This is a genomic window from Bacillus sp. FSL K6-1012 (assembly GCF_037964915.1).
GTDB lineage: Bacteria > Bacillota > Bacilli > Bacillales > Bacillaceae > Bacillus > Bacillus halotolerans.
The window spans coordinates 2,955,942-2,975,983 of the sequence record NZ_CP150175.1 but is presented as its reverse complement, the minus strand read 5'-3'; the positions used below and the strand labels follow the sequence as shown (position 1 = coordinate 2,975,983).

The 20,042-nt window shown below is 46.9% G+C and carries 19 protein-coding genes; 15 read left to right on the top strand and 4 right to left on the bottom strand.

The features are described 5' to 3' along the window. Positions 1-95 precede the first annotated feature (95 nt). The 14 genes from araA to NSS75_RS15450 all read left to right on the top strand — a co-directional run bounded on the left by araA (position 96) and on the right by NSS75_RS15450 (position 14,885). Positions 96-1,586: an L-arabinose isomerase gene (gene araA / locus NSS75_RS15515; RefSeq protein ID WP_024122429.1), complete on the top strand. Its 1,491-nt coding sequence runs from the start codon at positions 96-98 to the stop codon at positions 1,584-1,586. A 15-nt stretch (positions 1,587-1,601) separates the two neighbouring features. Then, positions 1,602-3,287, top strand: a complete 1,686-nt coding sequence (gene araB / locus NSS75_RS15510) for a ribulokinase (protein ID WP_339233733.1) — start codon at positions 1,602-1,604, stop codon at positions 3,285-3,287. Positions 3,288-3,299: 12 nt separating this feature from the next. Beyond that, positions 3,300-3,989 (top strand): L-ribulose-5-phosphate 4-epimerase, encoded by a 690-nt coding sequence (gene araD / locus NSS75_RS15505; protein WP_024122427.1) that lies wholly within the window; start codon positions 3,300-3,302, stop codon positions 3,987-3,989. Then, positions 3,967-4,785 (top strand): HAD-IIA family hydrolase, encoded by an 819-nt coding sequence (locus tag NSS75_RS15500; protein WP_339233729.1) that lies wholly within the window; start codon positions 3,967-3,969, stop codon positions 4,783-4,785. Before araD ends, NSS75_RS15500 begins: the two co-directional genes overlap by 23 nt. Next, a complete protein-coding gene (egsA, locus tag NSS75_RS15495; RefSeq protein ID WP_103671715.1) occupies positions 4,782-5,966 on the top strand; it encodes a sn-glycerol-1-phosphate dehydrogenase in 1,185 nt (394 codons plus the stop codon). Before NSS75_RS15500 ends, egsA begins: the two co-directional genes overlap by 4 nt. 30 nt (positions 5,967-5,996) lie before the next feature. Next, positions 5,997-7,301, top strand: coding sequence for an ABC transporter substrate-binding protein (locus tag NSS75_RS15490; RefSeq protein ID WP_339233725.1), 1,305 nt, complete (start codon positions 5,997-5,999; stop codon positions 7,299-7,301). A 35-nt stretch (positions 7,302-7,336) separates the two neighbouring features. Continuing rightward, entirely contained in the window at positions 7,337-8,278 is a 942-nt protein-coding gene (locus tag NSS75_RS15485) for a sugar ABC transporter permease (protein ID WP_010335239.1), read from the top strand. Then, positions 8,279-9,124: an arabinose ABC transporter permease AraQ gene (gene araQ / locus NSS75_RS15480; RefSeq protein WP_044153972.1), complete on the top strand. Its 846-nt coding sequence runs from the start codon at positions 8,279-8,281 to the stop codon at positions 9,122-9,124. A gap of 18 nt (positions 9,125-9,142) precedes the next feature. Beyond that, positions 9,143-10,645, top strand: a complete 1,503-nt coding sequence (gene abfA / locus NSS75_RS15475; protein ID WP_127696668.1) for an alpha-L-arabinofuranosidase AbfA — start codon at positions 9,143-9,145, stop codon at positions 10,643-10,645. Positions 10,646-10,795: 150 nt separating this feature from the next. Beyond that, on the top strand, positions 10,796-11,122 hold the full coding sequence (locus NSS75_RS15470) for a PadR family transcriptional regulator (protein WP_024122421.1): 327 nt from the start codon (positions 10,796-10,798) through the stop codon (positions 11,120-11,122). Next, positions 11,119-11,673: a DUF1700 domain-containing protein gene (locus NSS75_RS15465; RefSeq protein WP_339233718.1), complete on the top strand. Its 555-nt coding sequence runs from the start codon at positions 11,119-11,121 to the stop codon at positions 11,671-11,673. The genes NSS75_RS15470 and NSS75_RS15465 overlap by 4 nt, the downstream gene beginning before the upstream one ends. Further along, positions 11,670-12,560: a DUF4097 family beta strand repeat-containing protein gene (locus NSS75_RS15460; RefSeq protein ID WP_339233716.1), complete on the top strand. Its 891-nt coding sequence runs from the start codon at positions 11,670-11,672 to the stop codon at positions 12,558-12,560. The genes NSS75_RS15465 and NSS75_RS15460 overlap by 4 nt, the downstream gene beginning before the upstream one ends. 111 nt (positions 12,561-12,671) lie before the next feature. Next, complete coding sequence (gene cstA / locus NSS75_RS15455; RefSeq protein ID WP_185848732.1) at positions 12,672-14,468, top strand: carbon starvation protein CstA; 1,797 nt, start codon at positions 12,672-12,674, stop codon at positions 14,466-14,468. A gap of 33 nt (positions 14,469-14,501) precedes the next feature. Continuing rightward, complete coding sequence (locus NSS75_RS15450) at positions 14,502-14,885, top strand: VOC family protein (protein WP_044153993.1); 384 nt, start codon at positions 14,502-14,504, stop codon at positions 14,883-14,885. Between the two features lie 37 nt (positions 14,886-14,922). On the opposite strand, the gene NSS75_RS15445 is transcribed toward NSS75_RS15450, so the two are convergent. The 4 genes from NSS75_RS15445 to sspI form a co-directional block, all read right to left on the bottom strand. After that, entirely contained in the window at positions 14,923-16,257 is a 1,335-nt protein-coding gene (locus tag NSS75_RS15445; protein WP_339233709.1) for a (Fe-S)-binding protein, read from the bottom strand. After that, positions 16,254-17,666 carry a glycolate oxidase subunit GlcD gene (gene glcD / locus NSS75_RS15440; RefSeq protein WP_185848734.1) on the bottom strand — a complete coding sequence of 471 codons (1,413 nt, stop codon included), beginning with the start codon at positions 17,664-17,666 and terminating at the stop codon, positions 16,254-16,256. The genes NSS75_RS15445 and glcD overlap by 4 nt, the downstream gene beginning before the upstream one ends. Positions 17,667-17,769: 103 nt before the next feature. Continuing rightward, a complete protein-coding gene (locus tag NSS75_RS15435; RefSeq protein WP_339233706.1) occupies positions 17,770-18,876 on the bottom strand; it encodes a sugar diacid recognition domain-containing protein in 1,107 nt (368 codons plus the stop codon). Positions 18,877-18,945: 69 nt separating this feature from the next. Next, entirely contained in the window at positions 18,946-19,161 is a 216-nt protein-coding gene (gene sspI / locus NSS75_RS15430; protein WP_010335228.1) for a small acid-soluble spore protein SspI, read from the bottom strand. Between the two features lie 120 nt (positions 19,162-19,281). Here sspI and NSS75_RS15425 point away from each other — a divergent pair, with 120 nt between their 5' ends. Beyond that, positions 19,282-20,028: an RNA methyltransferase gene (locus tag NSS75_RS15425; RefSeq protein ID WP_024122413.1), complete on the top strand. Its 747-nt coding sequence runs from the start codon at positions 19,282-19,284 to the stop codon at positions 20,026-20,028. Positions 20,029-20,042: the final 14 nt, after the last annotated feature.

Sequence of the window (20,042 nt, the reverse complement as noted above, 5' to 3'; positions counted from 1 at the left end):
CAAATTAATGATAATTCACTAGTTTTTGTTTATTAGTACGTATCTATCAATTTAGAATTGGAAGCGTTTTATTTTATAAGAAAGGGGCAGTTAACATGCTTCAGACAAGAGATTATGAATTCTGGTTTGTAACAGGAAGCCAGCATCTATACGGAGAAGAAACGCTGCAGCTGGTAGACCAGCATGCAAAAAGCATTTGTGAGGGGCTTAGCGGCATTTCTTCCAGATATAAAATTAAGCATAAACCTGTTGTAACTTCCTCGGAAACCATCAGACAGCTGTTAAGAGAAGCGGAGTACAGTGAGACATGCGCCGGTATTATTACATGGATGCACACATTTTCTCCTGCAAAAATGTGGATAGAAGGCCTTTCCTCTTATCAAAAACCGCTTATGCATCTGCATACTCAATATAATCGCGATATTCCATGGGGTACGATTGACATGGATTTTATGAACAGCAACCAATCCGCACATGGCGACCGCGAGTACGGGTACATCAATTCTCGTATGGGGCTGAGTCGTAAAGTTGTCGCGGGCTATTGGGATGATGAAGAGGTAAAGAAAGAAATTTCTCAGTGGATGAATACGGCGGCTGCGTTAAATGAAAGCAGACATATCAAGGTTGCCAGATTCGGAGATAACATGCGCCATGTTGCAGTAACGGACGGAGACAAGGTGGGAGCGCATATCCAGTTCGGCTGGCAGGTTGACGGCTATGGCATCGGGGATCTTGTCGAAGTGATGAATGGAATTTCTGACGATGAGGTCGAAACACTTTATGCAGAGTATGACAAGCTTTATGTCATCAGCGAGGAAACGAAACGAGACGAAGCAAAGATAGCGTCCATTAAAGAACAGGCGAAAATTGAACTTGGTCTAACCGCTTTTCTTGAACAAGGCGGATACACGGCTTTTACGACTTCATTTGAAGTGCTGCACGGAATGAAACAGCTGCCTGGGCTGGCCGTTCAGAGGCTGATGGAAAAAGGCTACGGGTTCGCCGGAGAAGGTGATTGGAAGACGGCTGCTCTCGTCCGGATGATGAAAATCATGGCTGAAGGTAAAAGAACGTCCTTCATGGAAGACTATACGTACCATTTTGAACCTGGAAATGAAATGATTCTTGGCTCACACATGCTTGAGGTGTGCCCGACAGTTGCTTTGGATCAGCCGAAAATTGAAGTACATCCGCTGTCTATCGGAGGCAAGGATGACCCGGCGCGGTTTGTATTCAATGGCATCAGCGGATCAGCCATTCAAGCGAGTCTGGTTGATATCGGAGGGCGTTTCCGTCTCGTGCTCAATGAGGTAAACGGACAGGAAATCGAGAAAGATATGCCGAATCTGCCTGTCGCCCGCGTTCTCTGGAAGCCTGAGCCTTCATTAAAAACAGCGGCAGAGGCATGGATTTTAGCCGGCGGTGCACACCATACCTGCTTGTCTTACGAATTGACAGCGGAGCAATTGATGGATTGGGCGGAAATGGCGGGGGTTGAAAGTATCTTGATTTCTCGCGATACATCGATTCACAAGCTGAAACATGAATTGAAATGGAACGAGGCGCTTTACAGGCTTCAAAAGTAGAGAGGAGGATGTCACTTGGCTTACACAATAGGTGTTGATTTCGGAACATTATCAGGAAGAGCGGTGCTCGTTCACGTCAAAACTGGAGAAGAGCTGGCGGCGGCTGTCAAAGAATATCCACACGCCGTCATTGATACCGTCCTTCCCAAAACGGGTCAAAAGCTGCCGCGGGACTGGGCGCTTCAGCATCCGGCAGATTATCTGGAAGTCTTGGAAACAACGATTCCATCATTACTTGAACAGACTGGTGTTGATCCAAAAGAGATCATCGGGATCGGAATTGATTTTACGGCATGTACGATCTTGCCTGTCGACAGTGAAGGACAGCCATTATGTATGCTGCCGGAATTTGAAGAGGAGCCGCACAGCTATGTGAAGCTTTGGAAGCATCACGCCGCCCAAAAACATGCTGATCGGCTCAATCAAATCGCCGAAGAAGAAGGAGAAGCTTTTTTACAGCGCTACGGAGGAAAAATTTCATCAGAATGGATGATTCCGAAGGTGATGCAGATTGCCGAAGAGGCGCCGCACATTTATGAAGCAGCTGATCGGATGATCGAAGCAGCTGACTGGATCGTGTATCAGCTGTGCGGCTCGCTGAAGCGAAGCAACTGCACAGCCGGTTATAAAGCGATTTGGAGTGAAAAAACGGGATATCCTTCAGAGAATTTTTTTGAAAAACTTCACCCTGCAATGAAAACGATTACAAAAGATAAGTTAGCGGGATCGATTCACTCAGTAGGGGAAAAAGCAGGCGGGCTGACGGAAAAAATGGCACAGCTGACGGGTCTCCTTCCGGGCACAGCAGTTGCTGTTGCGAATGTTGACGCTCATGTTTCTGTTCCGGCTGTCGGTATCACAGAACCAGGAAAAATGCTGATGATTATGGGAACCTCAACATGCCACGTTCTCTTAGGAGACGAGGTAAACATTGTGCCCGGCATGTGCGGGGTTGTGGACAACGGCATTCTTCCGGGATTTGCGGGGTATGAAGCCGGACAGTCCTGTGTGGGCGATCATTTTGAATGGTTCGTGAAAACGTGTGTCCCGCAAGCCTATAAAGACGAAGCGGAGAAAAAAAATGTCAGCATTCACGAGCTGCTGAGCGAGAAGGCAAACATGCAAGCACCGGGGGAGAGCGGCCTCCTTGCCCTGGATTGGTGGAATGGAAACCGTTCAATCCTTGTTGATGCTGATCTAACGGGGATGCTGCTTGGCATGACGCTGCTGACGACACCCGAAGAGCTTTACCGTGCGTTAGTTGAAGCAACAGCATACGGCACAAGGATGATTATTGAAACATTTAGAGAAAGCGGAGTGCCAATTGAAGAACTTTACGCAGCTGGCGGTATTGCTGAGAAAAACCCGTTTGTCATGCAGATTTATGCGGATGTCACAAACATGGATATTAAAATCTCAGGTTCACCGCAAGCCCCTGCCTTAGGATCTGCCATTTTCGGCGCGCTTGCGGCCGGTAAAGAAAACGGCGGCTATGATGATGTCACAGAGGCAGCGGCGTACATGGGGAAACTGAAAGATATTTCATATACGCCAAATGCTGAGCATGCCGCCGTATATGAAAAGCTATACGCTGAATATAAAGAGCTTGTTCAATATTTCGGAAAAGAGAATCATGTCATGAAGCGTCTGAAAACGATAAAAAATCTTCAATTTTCATCTGCCGCACAAAAGAATTCATAAAGGGTGATGAGCATGCTTGAAACGTTAAAAAAAGAGGTGCTGGCTGCCAACCTGAAGCTTCAAGAGCATCAGCTGGTGACCTTTACGTGGGGAAATGTGAGCGGTATTGACCGTGAAAAAGAGTTAATCGTCATTAAACCGAGCGGAGTCGAATACAGCGAGCTGACAGCCGATGACTTGGTTGTTTTGAATTTGGAAGGCGAGGTCGTAGAAGGCTCGCTCAAACCTTCTTCTGATACACCCACTCATGTTTATTTGTATAACGCGTTTCCAAATATCGGCGGGATTGTCCATACCCATTCTCAATGGGCGACAAGCTGGGCGCAAGCCGGAAGGGACATACCCCCTTTAGGCACGACACATGCCGATTATTTCGACAGTGCGATTCCGTGTACACGTGAAATGTACGATGAAGAAATCATTCATGACTACGAACTGAATACAGGCAAAGTGATCGCGGAGACCTTTCAGCATCATAAATACGAGCAGGTGCCGGGCGTGCTCGTTAATAACCACGGCCCGTTCTGCTGGGGCACAGATGCCTTAAACGCCATTCATAACGCGGTGGTGTTAGAAACGGTTGCGGAAATGGCGTATCACTCTATGATGCTGAACAAGAATGTCAACCCGATCAATACTGTTCTCCACGAAAAGCACTTTTATCGAAAACACGGAGCAAATGCGTATTATGGCCAGTCATAATCCCGCAGTATCACCGGCCGGTTTTCTGATTGACTTGGACGGTACCGTATTCAGAGGAAACGAACTGATCGATGGAGCAAGAGAAGCCATCAGTACACTTCGAAATATGGGAAAGAAAATCGTCTTTTTGAGCAACCGGGGAAATATCTCCCGTGCCATGTGCAGAAAAAAACTGCTTGGTGCCGGAATAGATGCAGATGTAAACGAAATTGTCCTGTCATCAAGTGTGACAGCAGCCTTTTTAAAAAGGAACTATCGTTTTTCAAAGGTATGGGTGCTTGGAGAACAGGGCTTGATTGACGAACTGAGGCTGGCAGGCGTCCAGACAGCAGATGAACCGAAGGAGGCGGATTGGCTTGTCATCTCGCTTCATGAAACACTCACCTACGAAGACTTGAATCAAGCCTTTAAAGCGGCCGCCGCAGGCGCTCGTATAATTGCCACGAACAAAGACCGCTATTTTCCTAATGAGGAGGGGAATGCCATCGACGTCGCCGGAATGATAGGGGCGATAGAAGCTTCTGCTCAGGCGAAGACGGAGCTTGTCGTCGGAAAGCCATCGTGGCTGATGGCGGAGGCTGCCTGTACTGCGCTGGGGCTTTCTGCACATGAATGTATGATTATAGGGGACAGCATTGAATCGGATATCGCAATGGGAAAGCTGTATGGCATGAAGAGCGCTTTAGTGCTGACTGGTTCAGCGAAACCGGGAGAACAGCGTTTGTATACGCCGGATTATGTACTGGAGTCCATTAAGGATGTAACCAAACTGGCTGAGGAGGGGATTCTGCTATGAATCATATCGCAGCTGACGTTCAGCGTGCTTTTGAACACGCGGGGGAGATGACATTTCCTGTAGAAGTAGAAGAAATTGTTCTAGAAAAACAAGCAGCCGATCGGTTGTTGGATTATGTAAAAAGAAAGAATGATCAGCGTATCGTCCTTGTCTGTGATCGGAATACGCACCGCATAGCGGGGATCGAGTTAGAAGACCGCTTGATAAAGGAAGGGCTTCAGGCGGAGTGTCTGATCATTCCGGAAAATGAAGCGGGAGATGTGGCGGCAGATGAACGGTCACTCATTCATGTGCTGGTCCATACGAAAAAATCAACAGATATCATGATCGCAGTCGGTTCGGGGACTATCCATGATATCGTGCGTTTTGCCGCCTTCCAGAGGGGGCTGCCGTTTATTTCTTATCCGACCGCCCCATCCGTTGACGGATTTACATCAGCCGGTGCGCCCATTATTTTATACGGTACGAAAACCACCATCCAAACGAAGGCCCCGTCCGCGCTGTTCGCTGATCTTGACATCTTAAAATCGGCGCCGCAGCCTATGGTGGCGGCTGGATTTGGGGATATGCTAGGCAAAATGACGTCTCTGGCTGATTGGAACATTTCTCATCATCTCGCTGGTGAGCCATATTCATCAACAGGCGCAAAGCTCGTACAAGAAGCACTTGATGCCTGTATCGAACATGCTGAAGACATTGCGATGAAAACGGAAACGGGCATCCGGGTCCTGATGGAGTCCTTGATTGTATCAGGACTTGTCATGCTGGCTTTGGATCATTCCCGTCCTGCTTCAGGAGGGGAGCATCATATTTCCCATTGGATTGAGATGGAATTAATGGAGAAAAAACGGCCTCAGATTCTCCATGGGGCAAAAGTGGGCTGTGCGGCCGTTTTATTGACTGACACGTACAGAAAGCTGATCCAAGCCGAAGGGCTGAACGAATTTTCTCCGCGTCAGCGGGAAGTCATTCAATCGGCTTATGAAACGCTGCCGGAAGGAAAAAAGCTGGCCGGCTGGCTGAAATCTGCCGGAGGCCCTGCGTATTTTGACGAAATCGGTGTCGGGCAGGATTCCGTCAAAAATGCCTTCAGACACGCACACACCTTAAGAGACCGCTGCACCGGATTAAGACTCATCAATGAAAACAAAACGCTTGTCAATCATGGTCTTTATGAATAGCCCGCACCTCGAATGGAAGGGGTAACATAGATGAAAAAGATGACTGTCTGTTTTCTTGCGCTCATGATGGTTTTGACATTATTTATCGCTGGGTGTTCAGCGGAACGGTCATCCGGTAAACCGGGTGAAACGGAGCTGACTTTTTGGACATTTAACGGACTTCATGAGCAGTTTTATGTGGAAATGGTGAAAGAGTGGAACAAGAAATATCCTGACCGTCAAATTAAACTGAATACGGTCGTCTATCCGTATGGCCAAATGCACGATAATCTGTCGATTTCCTTAATCGCCGGGGAAGGCGTGCCTGACATTGCAGATGTAGAATTGGCGCGGTTTTCAAACTTTCTGAAGGGCACCGATGTGCCGCTTGCCGATTTGTCCCCGCTTATTGAAAAGGACCGGGATAAATTCGTAGAGGCGCGTCTTACGCTTTACAGCAAAAACGGCAAGCTATACGGGCTGGATACTCATGTAGGAACGACAGTTATGTTCTATAACATGGATATTATGAAAAAAGCCGGCATCAACCCGGAAGCTGATATTAAAACATGGGATGATTACCGCAAAGCCGGACAGAAAGTGCGCAAAGCGACCGGAAAGCCAATGGGAACGGTGGAAACAAATGATTCAGCAACATTTTTATCAATGATTTCACAGCAAAACTCAGGGTATTTTGATAAAAATGGAAAGCTGATCCTGAATAATGACACCAACGTAAAAACGCTTCAGTATTTAAAAGACATGATTAATGATAAAACAATGATCGCTGCACCAGGCGGCGGGCATCACAGTGAAGAATATTACGGTTTTATGAACCAAGGCGGAGCGGCTTCTGTTCTGATGCCGATTTGGTATATGGGAAGATTCATAGATTATATGCCTGATCTGAAAGGGAAGATTGCCATTCGGCCGCTTCCGGCATGGAAAGAAGGAGGCGACCGTTCAGCAGGTTTGGGCGGCACAGCCACCGTTGTGCCAAAGCAGGCCAAACATGTCGAATTAGCGAAAGAGTTTCTCGCCTTTGCGAAGGGTTCTGAAGAAGGAAACAAAAAGCTTTGGAGTGTGCTCGGGTTCGATCCGCTTCGCTGGGATGTCTGGAGCTCCAAGGAATTGAAAGAGAAAAACCAATACACGGATTACTTCCAAAACGGAACAGGCATTTTTTCTGTGCTGCTCGATATCAAGGATGAAATCAATCCGATTTATTTACATGAGGATTTTGCCAAGGCTTCAGACCTTGTCAACAGAAGCGTATTATTCGACGCGCTCAAATCTCAGCAAAAGACGCCAAAACAAGCCTTGGACAGAGCGGCAGGTGAACTGAAACAGAAATAGAATCCCATTCAAAAAGTGAAAGCGGGGAGGTTCTCATGAAACCTGTGAAAACGGGAACGGCTCATCCCGTTCCTTCGGCTGCGAAAGAATCAGGCTGGCGAGGTATTTTTTATTCGAAAAAAGCGGCGCCTTATCTGTTTACAGCGCCATTTGTTTTATCCTTTCTTGTTTTTTTTCTATACCCCATCATTAGTGTCTTCATCATGAGCTTTCAAAGAATATTGCCTGGAGAGGTGACGTTTGTCGGGTTATCCAATTACACCGCTCTTAACAACCCGACGTTTTATACCGCCCTTTTTAATACGCTGGAATATACGTTTTGGACGCTGATTGTGCTGATTCCAGTTCCATTGCTGTTAGCCATATTCTTGAATTCGAAACTGGTCAAATTCAGAAACATTTTCAAATCAGCGTTATTTATACCTGCACTGACTTCTACCATTGTGGCTGGTATCATTTTCAGGCTGATCTTTGGAGAGATGGAAACATCTTTAGCCAATTCGATTTTATTGAAACTCGGCTTTTCACCGCAGAACTGGATGAACAATGAACATACCGGCATGTTTTTGATGGTGCTGCTTGCTTCGTGGAGATGGATGGGAATTAACATCCTTTACTTTTTGGCCGGACTGCAAAATGTGCCGAAAGAGCTGTACGAAGCCGCTGATATTGACGGAGCAAATACGATGAAAAAATTTATGCACATTACGCTGCCGTTTCTAAAGCCTGTATCCGTCTATGTTTTAACCATCAGCATCATTGGCGGGTTCAGGATGTTTGAGGAAAGCTACGTCCTTTGGCAAAATAATTCCCCGGGTAATATCGGCCTGACGCTTGTCGGATATTTATATCAGCAGGGCCTTGCTTACAATGAAATGGGATACGGGGCGGCCATCGGCATTGTCCTTTTGATTGTCATACTTGTTGTCAGCCTGATTTCATTAAAACTGTCAGGCTCGTTTAAGGGGGAGGGGTAAATGTTGCAGCACAGTCCTCAGTTTCGGGTGTACAGAATCGCGCTTACTCTATTTTTTATCATGCTGAGCCTGTTGTATATTTTCCCGATTTTCTGTCTGCTTTTAGGATCATTAAAGCCGTCATCTGAGCTTTTGCGGGTGGGGCTGAATGTTGACATTGATCCAAAAGTGATGAGTCTTGATAACTATACATTTTTGTTTAACGGCGGCAGCATTTATTTTAAATGGTTTTTTAACAGCCTTGTGCTCGGTCTATTAACGACAGTGCTTACTCTGTTTTTCTCGTCGATGATCGGATACGGGCTAGCGGTTTATGAATTTAAAGGCAGAAATATCATCTTTGTTCTTGTGCTGATTATTATGATGGTTCCGCTGGAAGTGATGATGCTCCCGTTGTTTAAGCTTACAGTCGGACTGCATTTGATCGATTCGTATACGGGTGTCATTTTGCCGTTTATCGTTTCGCCGGTAGCTGTTTTCTTTTTCCGGCAATATGCACTTGGCCTTCCGAAAGACCTGCTGGATTCAGCAAGGATGGACGGATGTACGGAATTCGGCATCTTTTTCAGGATTATGGCGCCTCTGATGAAACCGGCATTCGGAGCGATGATTATTCTCCAGTCTTTAAACAGCTGGAACAATTTCTTATGGCCCTTGATTGTGCTTCGGTCGAAAGAAATGTTTACGCTTCCAATCGGGCTGTCCAGCTTGCTTAGCCCTTACGGAAACAACTATGACATGCTCATATCCGGCTCAGTATTTGCCATTTTGCCGGTGATTATCATTTTCTTGTTTTTCCAAAAGTACTTTATCTCCGGCCTGACAGTAGGCGGAGTCAAAGGATAATGAAGGAGGAAACGTGTAATGAAAAAAGCGAGAGTGATTGTGGACAAAGAATATAAAATTGGTGAAGTCGACAAACGGATTTACGGGTCGTTCATCGAGCACATGGGGCGTGCTGTATACGAAGGCATATATGAACCTGATCATCCTCAGGCTGATGAAAACGGGTTTCGCAAGGATGTTCAGGCGTTAATCAAGGAATTGCAGGTTCCGATCATCCGCTATCCGGGCGGAAACTTTTTATCAGGGTATAATTGGGAGGATGGCGTCGGACCTGTCGAGAACCGCCCGAGACGCCTTGACTTGGCATGGCAAACGACAGAAACCAATGAAGTGGGAACGAATGAATTTTTAACTTGGGCAAAAAAGGTGAACACAGAAGTCAATATGGCTGTTAACCTCGGCACGAGAGGGATAGATGCTGCCCGCAATCTCGTAGAATACTGCAACCATCCGAAAGGCTCTTACTGGAGTGATTTGAGAAGATCGCATGGCTATGAGCAGCCGTACGGCATCAAAACGTGGTGCCTGGGTAACGAAATGGATGGCCCGTGGCAGATCGGCCACAAAACAGCTGACGAATACGGACGGCTTGCCGCGGAGACGGCAAAGGTCATGAAATGGGTTGACCCATCAATTGAACTTGTTGCCTGCGGCAGCTCAAACAGCGGCATGCCGACCTTTATCGATTGGGAAGCAAAGGTGCTGGAGCATACGTACGAGCATGTCGACTATATTTCTCTCCATACGTATTACGGAAACCGGGATAACAATCTGCCAAACTATCTGGCTCGTTCAATGGATCTCGATCATTTTATTAAATCTGTTGCTGCAACCTGTGACTATGTAAAAGCAAAAACACGCAGCAAGAAAACAATCAATCTCTCTCTGGACGAATGGAATGTATGGTATCACTCAAATGAAGCTGATAAAAAAGTAGAACCGTGGATTACTGCGCGGCCTATTTTAGAAGATATTTATAACTTTGAAGATGCCTTATTGGTGGGCTCATTGCTCATTACGATGCTGCAGCACGCAGACCGTGTGAAAATCGCGTGTCTTGCACAGCTTGTAAATGTCATCGCGCCAATCATGACGGAAAAAGGCGGAGAAGCATGGAGACAGCCGATTTTCTATCCGTACATGCATGCTTCTGTCTACGGCCGAGGAGAGTCGCTGCAACCGCTTATTTCTTCACCGAAGTATGACTGCGCTGATTTTACTGATGTGCCGTATGTTGATGCCGCTGTTGTGTACTCCGAAGAGGAAGAAACACTCACCATTTTTGCGGTAAACAAAGCTGAGGATCAGATGGAGACGGAGATTTCGCTCAGAGGCTTTGAATCGTATCAAATCGCAGAGCACATCGTACTTGAGCATCAGGACATCAAAGCGACAAACCAGCATAACAGAAAAAATGTCGTCCCGCATTCCAACGGAACATCGTCTGTCAGCGAAAACGGTTTAACCGCACATTTCACGCCGCTTTCATGGAATGTGATCCGTTTGCAAAAACAATCATAATAGCAACATGAGCCGGAGATCTGTCTCCGGTTTTTTATTTTTTCTTAGTAAATATGATTCAGTACCTTGTAATGTTCAGTAGTGGATGTTACCATGTGAGGGATGGTGGAAAATATAAACAAAATTACGGGCCGCAGGGAGGATTTGATCATGAATGCTCAATTTAAAAAGGGAGCATTAGAGTTATGTGTGCTTGTATGTATTGCTGAAAAAGACCAATACGGATATGAGCTGTCTCAAAACATTTCCCGGTATATGGCTATTGCTGAAGGCACCTTATATCCTCTTCTAAGAAGACTGACGAAAGAGGAGTATTTAGAAACATATATGGCTCCGTCTTCTGAAGGGCCTGCCAGAAAATATTACACGTTGTCAAAGCTTGGTGTCATGCGAATGAAATTGCTGCTGGCAGAATGGGATCAGTTCACAGCATCCGTCAACCAAATCATTGATGCGGCAAGGGGAGGAGAACGATGAATCAAGAACAGTTTTTACAGGAGTTAAGCAAAGCGTTACAGCCGCTTTCTGAAGAAGAGCGGAATGAGATCTTATTTGATTTTGAGGAATATATTACCGAAGGGATGAAAGAAGGCAGGCCGGAAGCGAACATTATCAGGGAACTCGGCTCCCCAAAACAAATTGCAAAGGAATTGGTGCCAGATGTGACGGAAACTGCTCCAGCAGTGCAGCGCCCTAAGAAGAACCTCTTCCAGATGGCATGTTCAGCAGCAGCGATAAGCATCTTGAATTTGATTTTTGTGCTGGGACCAGCTATTGGCATTTTTGGAGTGTACGTAGGTTTCTGCGGGGCAGCGCTTGCACTCTCTGTATCACCAATTATGTTTGTCGGCATGGTGATGTTTCAAATGAATACGCACATGATGCTGGAGTTCTTTTTATCACTCATGTTTGGCAGTCTGGGACTGCTATCTTGTATAGGGCTGTGGCATATAGGAAAGCTGCTGTATAGCGTGAGTTTACGATATATCAGATATAATTTAAAGCTGGTGACGGGGGCGCAGACATGAAAAAAATCATAATAGGATTGATCGCAGTATTTGCAGTCGGGGTAATCGGAGCTGTCATCTCTGCAGCTGCCTCGGATTTTACAAAAGAAGAGGTGAAAGCTGCCGAAACTTATGATCCTGCAGATATTAAAAAAATTGAGGTAGCAACGAGCTCGATGAATGCAGAGGTCAAAAGCGGGCAAACGGATGATATTCAGGTAGCTGCTGAAGGACAAGTCAGTGATAAAAGCAAAAAGCTGTTCGATGTGGCCCAAGATGGCAAATCATTAACAATCAATCAAATAGCACGCGAGAATATCATCTCTTTTATACCGTGGGGCAGCGAAAAGGATATGAAAATCACAATCACGATTCCGAAAAAGAAGTATGATGAGATAACCGTAACGACAACCTCTGGCGATATTCTGATAGAAAATGCGCAAACGGATCAATCAGCTGCTGACTCTACATCAGGAAATATTGAGCTGAAGCATACACGCATCGAAAACGAGCTGACGCTAAAAACAACGAGCGGAGATGTTCAAGCTGATCAAAATTCATTCGGCCAAGGTGAGGTAAAGACAACAAGCGGATCAATAAAAAGCAGCCACACAACAGCTGAAAAGGTGAACTATAAGACAACTTCCGGGGATATTGATCTTCTTCAGGATCATCAGAACGAAGAGGTCGACATCGTCACTACGAGCGGAAGTGTGTCAGTAGGGTATCAGAAAGAACCTGCATCTTTGGCAGTGGATTTTCAGGCTGACTCAGGTGATGCTGCGGTCAATCTCGACCACATCCTGTATAAAGAAAAGACAGAGCACCGTGTTGTAGGTTATGTAGGTGATAGCCCCTCTAACCGTTTAAAAGTTCGTACAACCTCTGGAGACATTGAACTAAACTAACTGCCTCAAGCCGGCCCATTCCAGCCGGCTTTTTTGAATAGGAAAAAATGACCGCTTTTTGCTCTGAAATTATGATATATTTATGAAAAACAGCAAAGGGGTTGGGGAGAAATGAATGCGGTTACAATTGTGATAGCGTCAATGTGTATATTGGCTATCGCCTATCGTTTATACGGAACATTTATGATGGTGAAGGTTCTCAAAGTGAATGATGATAAGCCAACGCCTGCACATGCGCTTGAGGATGGAAAAGACTATGTGCCTACAAATAAATGGGTCTCATTCGGTCATCATTTCGCGGCCATTGCGGCGGCCGGGCCGCTGGTCGGACCGATTCTCGCGGCGCAGTTCGGTTATTTGCCGGGATTATTATGGCTGTTAATCGGGGCGGTGATAGGGGGAGCTGTCCATGATATTGTTGTGCTGTTCGCGTCAATGCGTCAAAACGGAAAGTCGCTGTCGGAAGTGGCGAAGGATGAGCTTGGTCCTGTTGCCGGCTTTTGTACGGGACTGTCCATGCTGTTTATTATTACCATTACGATGGCAGGCCTGTCGATGGTTGTGCTGCACGCGCTTGAACGGAATCCGTGGGGGACATTTGCTGTAGGGATTACGATTCCGATTGCGATGGGTGTCGGCTTGTTTTATAAGAAAACAGGGAATTTAAAGCTGGCGTCTTCTATCGGTTTTCTATTTTTAATGGCCGGAGTGTTTATCGGGCCTTGGGTGCAGACTACCGCATTTGGTGATCTGTTAACCCTTGATACGAAAACGCTTGCAATCGCGTTGCCGATTTACGCTTTTTTTGCAGCAGCACTGCCGGTCTGGCTGCTGCTCGCACCGCGCGATTATTTAAGCAGTTTTATGAAAATCGGTGTGTTTATCGCTTTAATTGCGGGTGTGTTTGTCGTGAATCCGTCCATTCCATTTCCGGCTTTTACGGAGTTTATAAAAGGCGGCGGGCCTGTGCTTGCGGGTCCTGTCTGGCCATTCATCTCGATTACAATAGCCTGCGGCGCGATCTCGGGGTTCCATGCCTTTGTCGGTTCCGGCACCACGCCGAAAATGCTTAATAAATGGAGTGATATGAAGCCGGTTGCTTTCGGTGCAATGCTTGTTGAGTGCCTTGTCGGCATTATGGCGCTGATTGCGGCGACTGCTTTGCAGCCTGCAGATTACTTTGCGATCAACAGCACGCCTGAGGTTTTCCGTACGCTCGGCATGGATGTTGTGCATTTGCCTGAACTGAGCAGGGAAATCGGTTTGGACTTAGAAGGCAGAACAGGGGGAGCCGTCACGCTTGCGGTAGGAATGACTTATATTTTTACCGGAATTCCGTTTTTCAGCCATCTGGCCTCATACTTTTTCCAATTTGTCATTATGTTTGAAGCGGTGTTTATTTTAACGGCGATCGACGCCGGCACGCGTGTGGCACGCTATTTGATTCAGGACTTCTTCGGAGAGGCGTATAAGCCGCTGAAGAAAACGGACTGGATTCCCGGATCTGTATTTGCCAGTGCGCTTGCCTGCTTTATGTGGGGCTATTTGCTTTACTCAGGTGATATCGGATCCATTTGGGCGCTGTTTGGCGTTTCCAATCAGCTGATGGCTTCAGTGGGTCTGATTATCGGAGCAACCATTGTGCTGAAAATCGCCGACAAACGCCGTTACATCCTCACCTGCCTCATTCCGCTCGCCTATTTATATGTGACTGTGAATTACGCAGGCTATTGGATGGTGCGCTATGTGTATCTCAATCCAGACGCTGCGGGTTACAGTGTCCTGAATGGCGTTTTGTCTATCATCATGCTGCTGTTAGGCTTCATCATTATCGTGGCGGCAGTGAAAAAATGGGCGCAGATGTGGAGAGATCCCAGCTTAAGAATGGAAGCCTCTATACCGGGATAAAAGGAAAAATGGAAACCTTAAGGAGGAAAAGAAATGAATTTATCAATGAAGTATATCATCCTGTATGTATCGGACAGCCAGCGCTCGATTCATTTTTATCAGCATATTTTGGGGCTGCCGATCCGCGCGGAACACGGCACATATGTAGAGTTTGATACCGGCTCCACCATTTTGGCGCTCAATACACGAGAAAGTGTCAAGGAAATGACGCCGTTAGATATACCGGAAACACCCGTTTCTTCACAAACATTTGAAATCGGGTTTGTCACTGAAAGTGTAGAAGCGGTCATCAAAAAAGTAAGAGAACACGGCATAACCATTATCGGGGAGCCTAAAGTGAAGCCATGGGGACAGACGGTCGCTTATATCGCCGATCCTGATGGACATTATATTGAAATTTGCAGTCCGATGGAATAAAGCACAAAGCCCAAAACAGAAATTGTTTTGGGCTTTCTTATGATGTTAGCGATCCGGCGGCTTCTAATAGCAAATCAGCAAGGTGAACAGCTCGGACCCTATCGTTTAATCCCTCTCGTTCAATGCCGAGCTTCATCTGCAAAAGACATCCTGGATTGGCTGTTACAATGACCGCTGCTTCAGTTGCTTTGACAGCAGCCATTTTACTGTCCAGTATTTTCATTGACATGTCTGCTTCAACAATATTGTAAATTCCCGCTGATCCGCAGCAGCTGTCCGCTTTATCCATTTCTCTGAATTCAGCTCCCTTGATGCTTTGAAGAAGCTTTCGGGGCTCCGAAGATGTATGCATTACATTTCTCAAGTGGCATGAATCTTGATAGGTAATCAGCTTCGGTGTTTCAAGCTCCAAGTCTTTTTGGTGAAAATCAAGCTCAATCAAAACCGATGAAAAATCTTTTAGCTTCTGCACAAATGAAACAGCCCGCTCCGACCACTCGGGATCATCCTTCAGCAAATGGCCGTATTCAGTGAGGAAGGCTCCGCACCCGCCCGCGTTTGTAATGACAGCATCTACGTCTAGCGCTTCAAACGCAGCGATGTTTTGTTTCGCAAGCTCTTTTCCTGCATTTTTTTCGCCGCTGTGTCCATGCAGTGCGCCGCAGCATGCCTGCTCAGGCGGGATGACAATTTCACAGCCTGCCAGCTGCAGCACTTTCAGCGTGGCATTGTTTGTCGGCAAAAACATCGTATCCATTAAACAGCCTGAAAAAAAGGCAACCCTTTTTTTAGCTGGGCCGGCCGCCGGCAGTAAACGCGGCCGATGCTTCATTTCTTCACGTTTAGGCACATCCGGAAGAACGGCTTCCATCGTGCGCAAATGCTCAGGCAGAATGCGGAGCATGCCGGTTTTTCGCACAGCCGTCTGCAGCCCTGACCGCTGGTACAACCCAATGAGACTCACAGCCGAACGCATGCGGTTTTGATGCGGAAAGAGCTCCTGAAAAGCCGCTTTTCTCATAACACGCGCGCTGAGCGAGTGTTTTTTATTTTGGTGGATAATATCTCTTGCTTCCTCCAGCAGCTGTCCGTATTTAACGCCTGATGGGCATACCGGTTCACACGCGCGGCAGCCGAGGCAAAGAGACAGTGAACGCTCGACATCTTCATCCGGTTCAATCACACCGTCGGCGACTGCTTTCATTAAGGCGATTCGCCCGCGCGGCGAGTGAGATTCCTGAAAACCGGATTCGATATAGGTCGGGCAAGAAGGCAGACAGAAACCGCAGCGCATACAATTCAAAAGTTCGCTTTCATCCATACGCTCTTTAAACTCATGTTGGATCTGTTTCATTTCTTTTTCTGTTGTCATCTTTCCGTCACCACACGTTTTCTGGCATCTTTCGCAAACACTTTGCCCGGGTTTAAGATATTTTTTGGATCAAATGCCGCTTTCATTGCTTTCATCGCGGCGATGCCTTCTTTTTTCAGCTTCATTTCCAAGTAAGGCGCTTTCATGGCCCCGACTCCGTGCTCCCCGGTAATCGTGCCGCCAAGCTCAATCGCTTTTTCAAAAATCTCGGCAAAAGCCTGTTCGACTCGCTCCATTTCATCCTTATTTCTTATGTCTGTCGTGCATGTCGGATGAAGGTTTCCATCCCCGGCATGGCCAAAGGTGCAGATCGAAATATCGTATTTCGCGGCAATGTCATTAATGGCTTTTACCATATTCGCGATTTCTGAACGCGGTACAGTCGCATCCTCCAAAATGGTGGTCGGCTTTAAGCGGGCAAGTGCAGAAAGCGCTGAACGCCGGGCTTCAGTAAGGGCGAATGCTTCCTCATCTGTTTGCGCAGTTTGAACGGAGACGGCAGCGCCTTTTTTGCAAATTGCCTCAATGTTCTCCATGTCACGAGCCACGGTCTCAGCTGTCCCGTCCTGTTCGATCAAAAGAACCGCTTTCGCATTTGTCGGAAGGCCGATCTTGGCATAATCCTCAATCACCAAAAGGGTAGGCTGATCGAGAAATTCAAGTGTAGCCGGTATAATTTTTTCGGCAATAATGGCTGACACTGTTTGAGCAGCGGCATCAATATTTTCATAAAGGGCGAGCAGCGTCTTCTTTGTTTCTGGCTTCGGCACGAGTTTGAGAATCGCTTCTGTCACAATGCCGAGTGTCCCTTCTGAGCCGACAAAAAGGCGCGTGAGATCATACCCGGCTACATCCTTTGCAAGTTTTCCACCAGTGCGGATCATATCTCCGTTTGCCAAAACAACCTCCAGCCCGATGACGTAGTCACGGGTGACGCCGTATTTTAAGCCGCGGAGACCGCCGGAATTTTCGTTGATGTTTCCTCCGATGGTTGATATTTTCATAGAACTCGGATCAGGCGGATAGAACAACCCCTTGCTTTCAACCGCACGAATTATATCCAAGGTAATAACGCCAGGCTGGACTGTGGCCGTCAAATTCTCTTCATCAATCTCAAGAATCTGATTCATATGCTTAAAGAGAAGAACAAGCCCGCCTTCAGTAGGGCACGTGCCCCCGCACAGGTTTGTCCCCGATCCTCTCGGAACAATCGGTACACGGTGCTCACTGCAAATGTTTAAAATACGTGATACTTCATGTGTATCTCTCGGCGCAATCACTGCATCCGGCATAGACTGAAATTGCGGTGTCGCGTCATATGAATACACGAGACGGCCGGCTTTCGAGTCATCATAGTTTTCCGGTCCGACGATTTGGATCAGCTGTTCTTTTACATCTTTGGTGATCATGTTCACCCATCCCCCTATCAAAAAACGCTTTCAATCTATTGTAAAAGAAAAAAAGCAAAGCTTTCCATGTAGGGACATACAAAAAATGAAACTGAAACTCTCTCTAATTTGTATCTTGACCTAAAAAGTAAAGCGCGACATACATCGTGACGATGTCCTCTGTACGCTGAAAACTTAAACCCGTCAGCTGTTCAGCCTTTGACAGGCGATAGCGGAGCGTATTGATATGAATATGCATCTCTTCAGCCGTTTTTTTCAGGGACAAATCGTAATGGAAGAGAGTTCGTATCGTATTCATAAGCTCTTCGTTTCGGAGCGCTTCCTGAAACACTCTTTGCGGAAATTCATGTCGTGTACCCGGGCTGATCTCAGTCAGGCACATATCAAGCTTCAGGTCTTCCTCGCATACGGCGGTTTTGCGTTTAAGGCTGACGGCTAGCGCTTTTTCTGCCTGTTCGTATGACTGCGGCAGGCCGGAGCCGCTGACAGCCCTCCCAACGCCGGCAGCTGCGCGGCTGTTTCCGAGGCGTTCAGCCAATGAACAAATAAGCTGAATTTGCCGCAAAAGCTGCTCCTTTTGTTCATGTTTCGGCACTTCGTGATTAATCAGAATACGTTCATTTCCCCATCTGATGAATAGATCGGATGGAAACACTGATTTCCAGGCGCGTGTCATTTGATCAATATCGCCGGGTGACCATTCGTGCCCTTGAATGAGGATCATCTGGCGGAGGGAGGTAAGGTCAACGCCAAGAAGCTGCGCTTTTTCGAGAAAACCCGGAGACCATTCTTTTAATTGCAGCCAGTCGATCATAAAGGATTCCAGCATTCTCTCGCGCCACTGGGTCTGCTCCAGATGCCACGATTCTTTAATGAACAGCTCTGTCATTTTTCTGAGCAGCTCCCCGTACGGCTGAATCTCAGCAGGTTCTCCCGTCAGTCCGAACACGGCGATGACATCACGCTCAGAAAATACGGGGAGGTTTAACCCCGCCTTTACCCCTTCGAGTCTCTTTTCATCTTCTTTTGTAATGATCACATTGCGTTTCTCTTTCGCGCAGATGAGCGCTCCTTCATGAAATAGCCCGACTCGCTCATCATTTGTGCTTGCGATAATAAGGCCGTCTGTGCTGACAATAATGACTTCACGTTCGTACATTTTTTTCACTTCGGCAATGATTTTTTTCGCTAACAGCGGTTGTAAAAACATGGCGGCGATCCCCCTCATGTTTTTATTATATAAGAAAAAAACCGGGCGCTGTCACCCGGTTTTGATGTGCTATTGGGCAGGTTTTAATCCGCCTTCCAGCGTCTTTAACATTTCTTGTTTCTCACTCTCAGATGCGTGCTGCCAAATGACTTCAAACAAAACGCCGAGTCCCGGAAGCATTTTTTCTTCACCGCTTTGAATCGCGTCCACAATTGTGTGCTCAAGCTGCTCCTGATCATTGCCGGTTACATTGGCAATGACGGCATGACGTAAATTAAGATCCATATGAAGCGCTCCTTTTTTTCTAAAATGTAATACGTATATTCTAACCCTGCACCCGGTTTATTATGTGCTGTTCTTGCGATATAATAACATCATGTTAAAAAAAGGAGAGCCACACAGACAGTGAAACAAATAGAATCGGCAAAAAACCAAAAAGTGAAGGATTGGAAAAAACTTCACACAAAAAAAGAACGAACAAAAACGAATACCTATTTGATTGAAGGAGAACATCTTGTTGAAGAAGCCTTGAAGAGCCCGGGCGCGGTGAAAGAAATTCTTGTCAAGGATGAAGCGGACATCCCGCCGAATCTTGATATGGGCATCCAGTGCTACGTTCTGAGCGAAGACGCGTTTTCAGCTGTTACAGAAACGGAAACACCGCAGCGGATCGCCGCTGTTTGCCATATGCCGGAAGAACATCTCGCGTCGCCTAAACGTGTGCTGCTGATTGACGCTGTTCAAGATCCGGGGAATCTCGGCACGATGATTCGCACGGCGGACGCAGCCGGTTTGGATGCGGTTGTGCTCGGTGACGGCACGGCGGATGCGTTTAACGGAAAAACGCTGCGATCCGCGCAAGGCTCCCATTTTCACATTCCTGTTGTGAGAAGAAATTTACAATCATACGTGGATGAATTAAAAGCAGAGGGCGTAAAAGTGTACGGCACAGCACTGCAAAACGGGGCGCCTTACCAGGACATTTCACCATCCGGTTCATTTGCTTTAATCGTCGGCAATGAAGGGGCAGGGGTGGATGCCGGATTGCTGGAAAAAACAGATTTAAACCTGTACGTCCCGCTGTACGGGCAGGCTGAATCACTGAACGTTGCTATTGCGGCGGCTATTCTGGTGTACCACTTGCGAGGATAGTGTTGCGCCGAGCG

Coding starts and splice junctions, on each gene's coding strand:
- NSS75_RS15435 (WP_339233706.1), bottom strand. CDS start 18,876: ATGTTTTTACAACCGCTGTTAGCGAAAAAAATCATTGCCGAAGTGAAA.
- cstA (WP_185848732.1), top strand. CDS start 12,672: ATGAATGCGGTTACAATTGTGATAGCGTCAATGTGTATATTGGCTATC.
- abfA (WP_127696668.1), top strand. CDS start 9,143: ATGAAAAAAGCGAGAGTGATTGTGGACAAAGAATATAAAATTGGTGAA.
- araQ (WP_044153972.1), top strand. CDS start 8,279: ATGTTGCAGCACAGTCCTCAGTTTCGGGTGTACAGAATCGCGCTTACT.
- glcD (WP_185848734.1), bottom strand. CDS start 17,666: ATGATCACCAAAGATGTAAAAGAACAGCTGATCCAAATCGTCGGACCG.
- NSS75_RS15465 (WP_339233718.1), top strand. CDS start 11,119: ATGAATCAAGAACAGTTTTTACAGGAGTTAAGCAAAGCGTTACAGCCG.
- egsA (WP_103671715.1), top strand. CDS start 4,782: ATGAATCATATCGCAGCTGACGTTCAGCGTGCTTTTGAACACGCGGGG.
- araA (WP_024122429.1), top strand. CDS start 96: ATGCTTCAGACAAGAGATTATGAATTCTGGTTTGTAACAGGAAGCCAG.
- NSS75_RS15490 (WP_339233725.1), top strand. CDS start 5,997: ATGAAAAAGATGACTGTCTGTTTTCTTGCGCTCATGATGGTTTTGACA.
- NSS75_RS15485 (WP_010335239.1), top strand. CDS start 7,337: ATGAAACCTGTGAAAACGGGAACGGCTCATCCCGTTCCTTCGGCTGCG.
- NSS75_RS15445 (WP_339233709.1), bottom strand. CDS start 16,257: ATGACAACAGAAAAAGAAATGAAACAGATCCAACATGAGTTTAAAGAG.
- NSS75_RS15500 (WP_339233729.1), top strand. CDS start 3,967: ATGCGTATTATGGCCAGTCATAATCCCGCAGTATCACCGGCCGGTTTT.
- NSS75_RS15460 (WP_339233716.1), top strand. CDS start 11,670: ATGAAAAAAATCATAATAGGATTGATCGCAGTATTTGCAGTCGGGGTA.
- NSS75_RS15450 (WP_044153993.1), top strand. CDS start 14,502: ATGAATTTATCAATGAAGTATATCATCCTGTATGTATCGGACAGCCAG.
- araD (WP_024122427.1), top strand. CDS start 3,300: ATGCTTGAAACGTTAAAAAAAGAGGTGCTGGCTGCCAACCTGAAGCTT.
- NSS75_RS15470 (WP_024122421.1), top strand. CDS start 10,796: ATGAATGCTCAATTTAAAAAGGGAGCATTAGAGTTATGTGTGCTTGTA.
- sspI (WP_010335228.1), bottom strand. CDS start 19,161: ATGGATCTTAATTTACGTCATGCCGTCATTGCCAATGTAACCGGCAAT.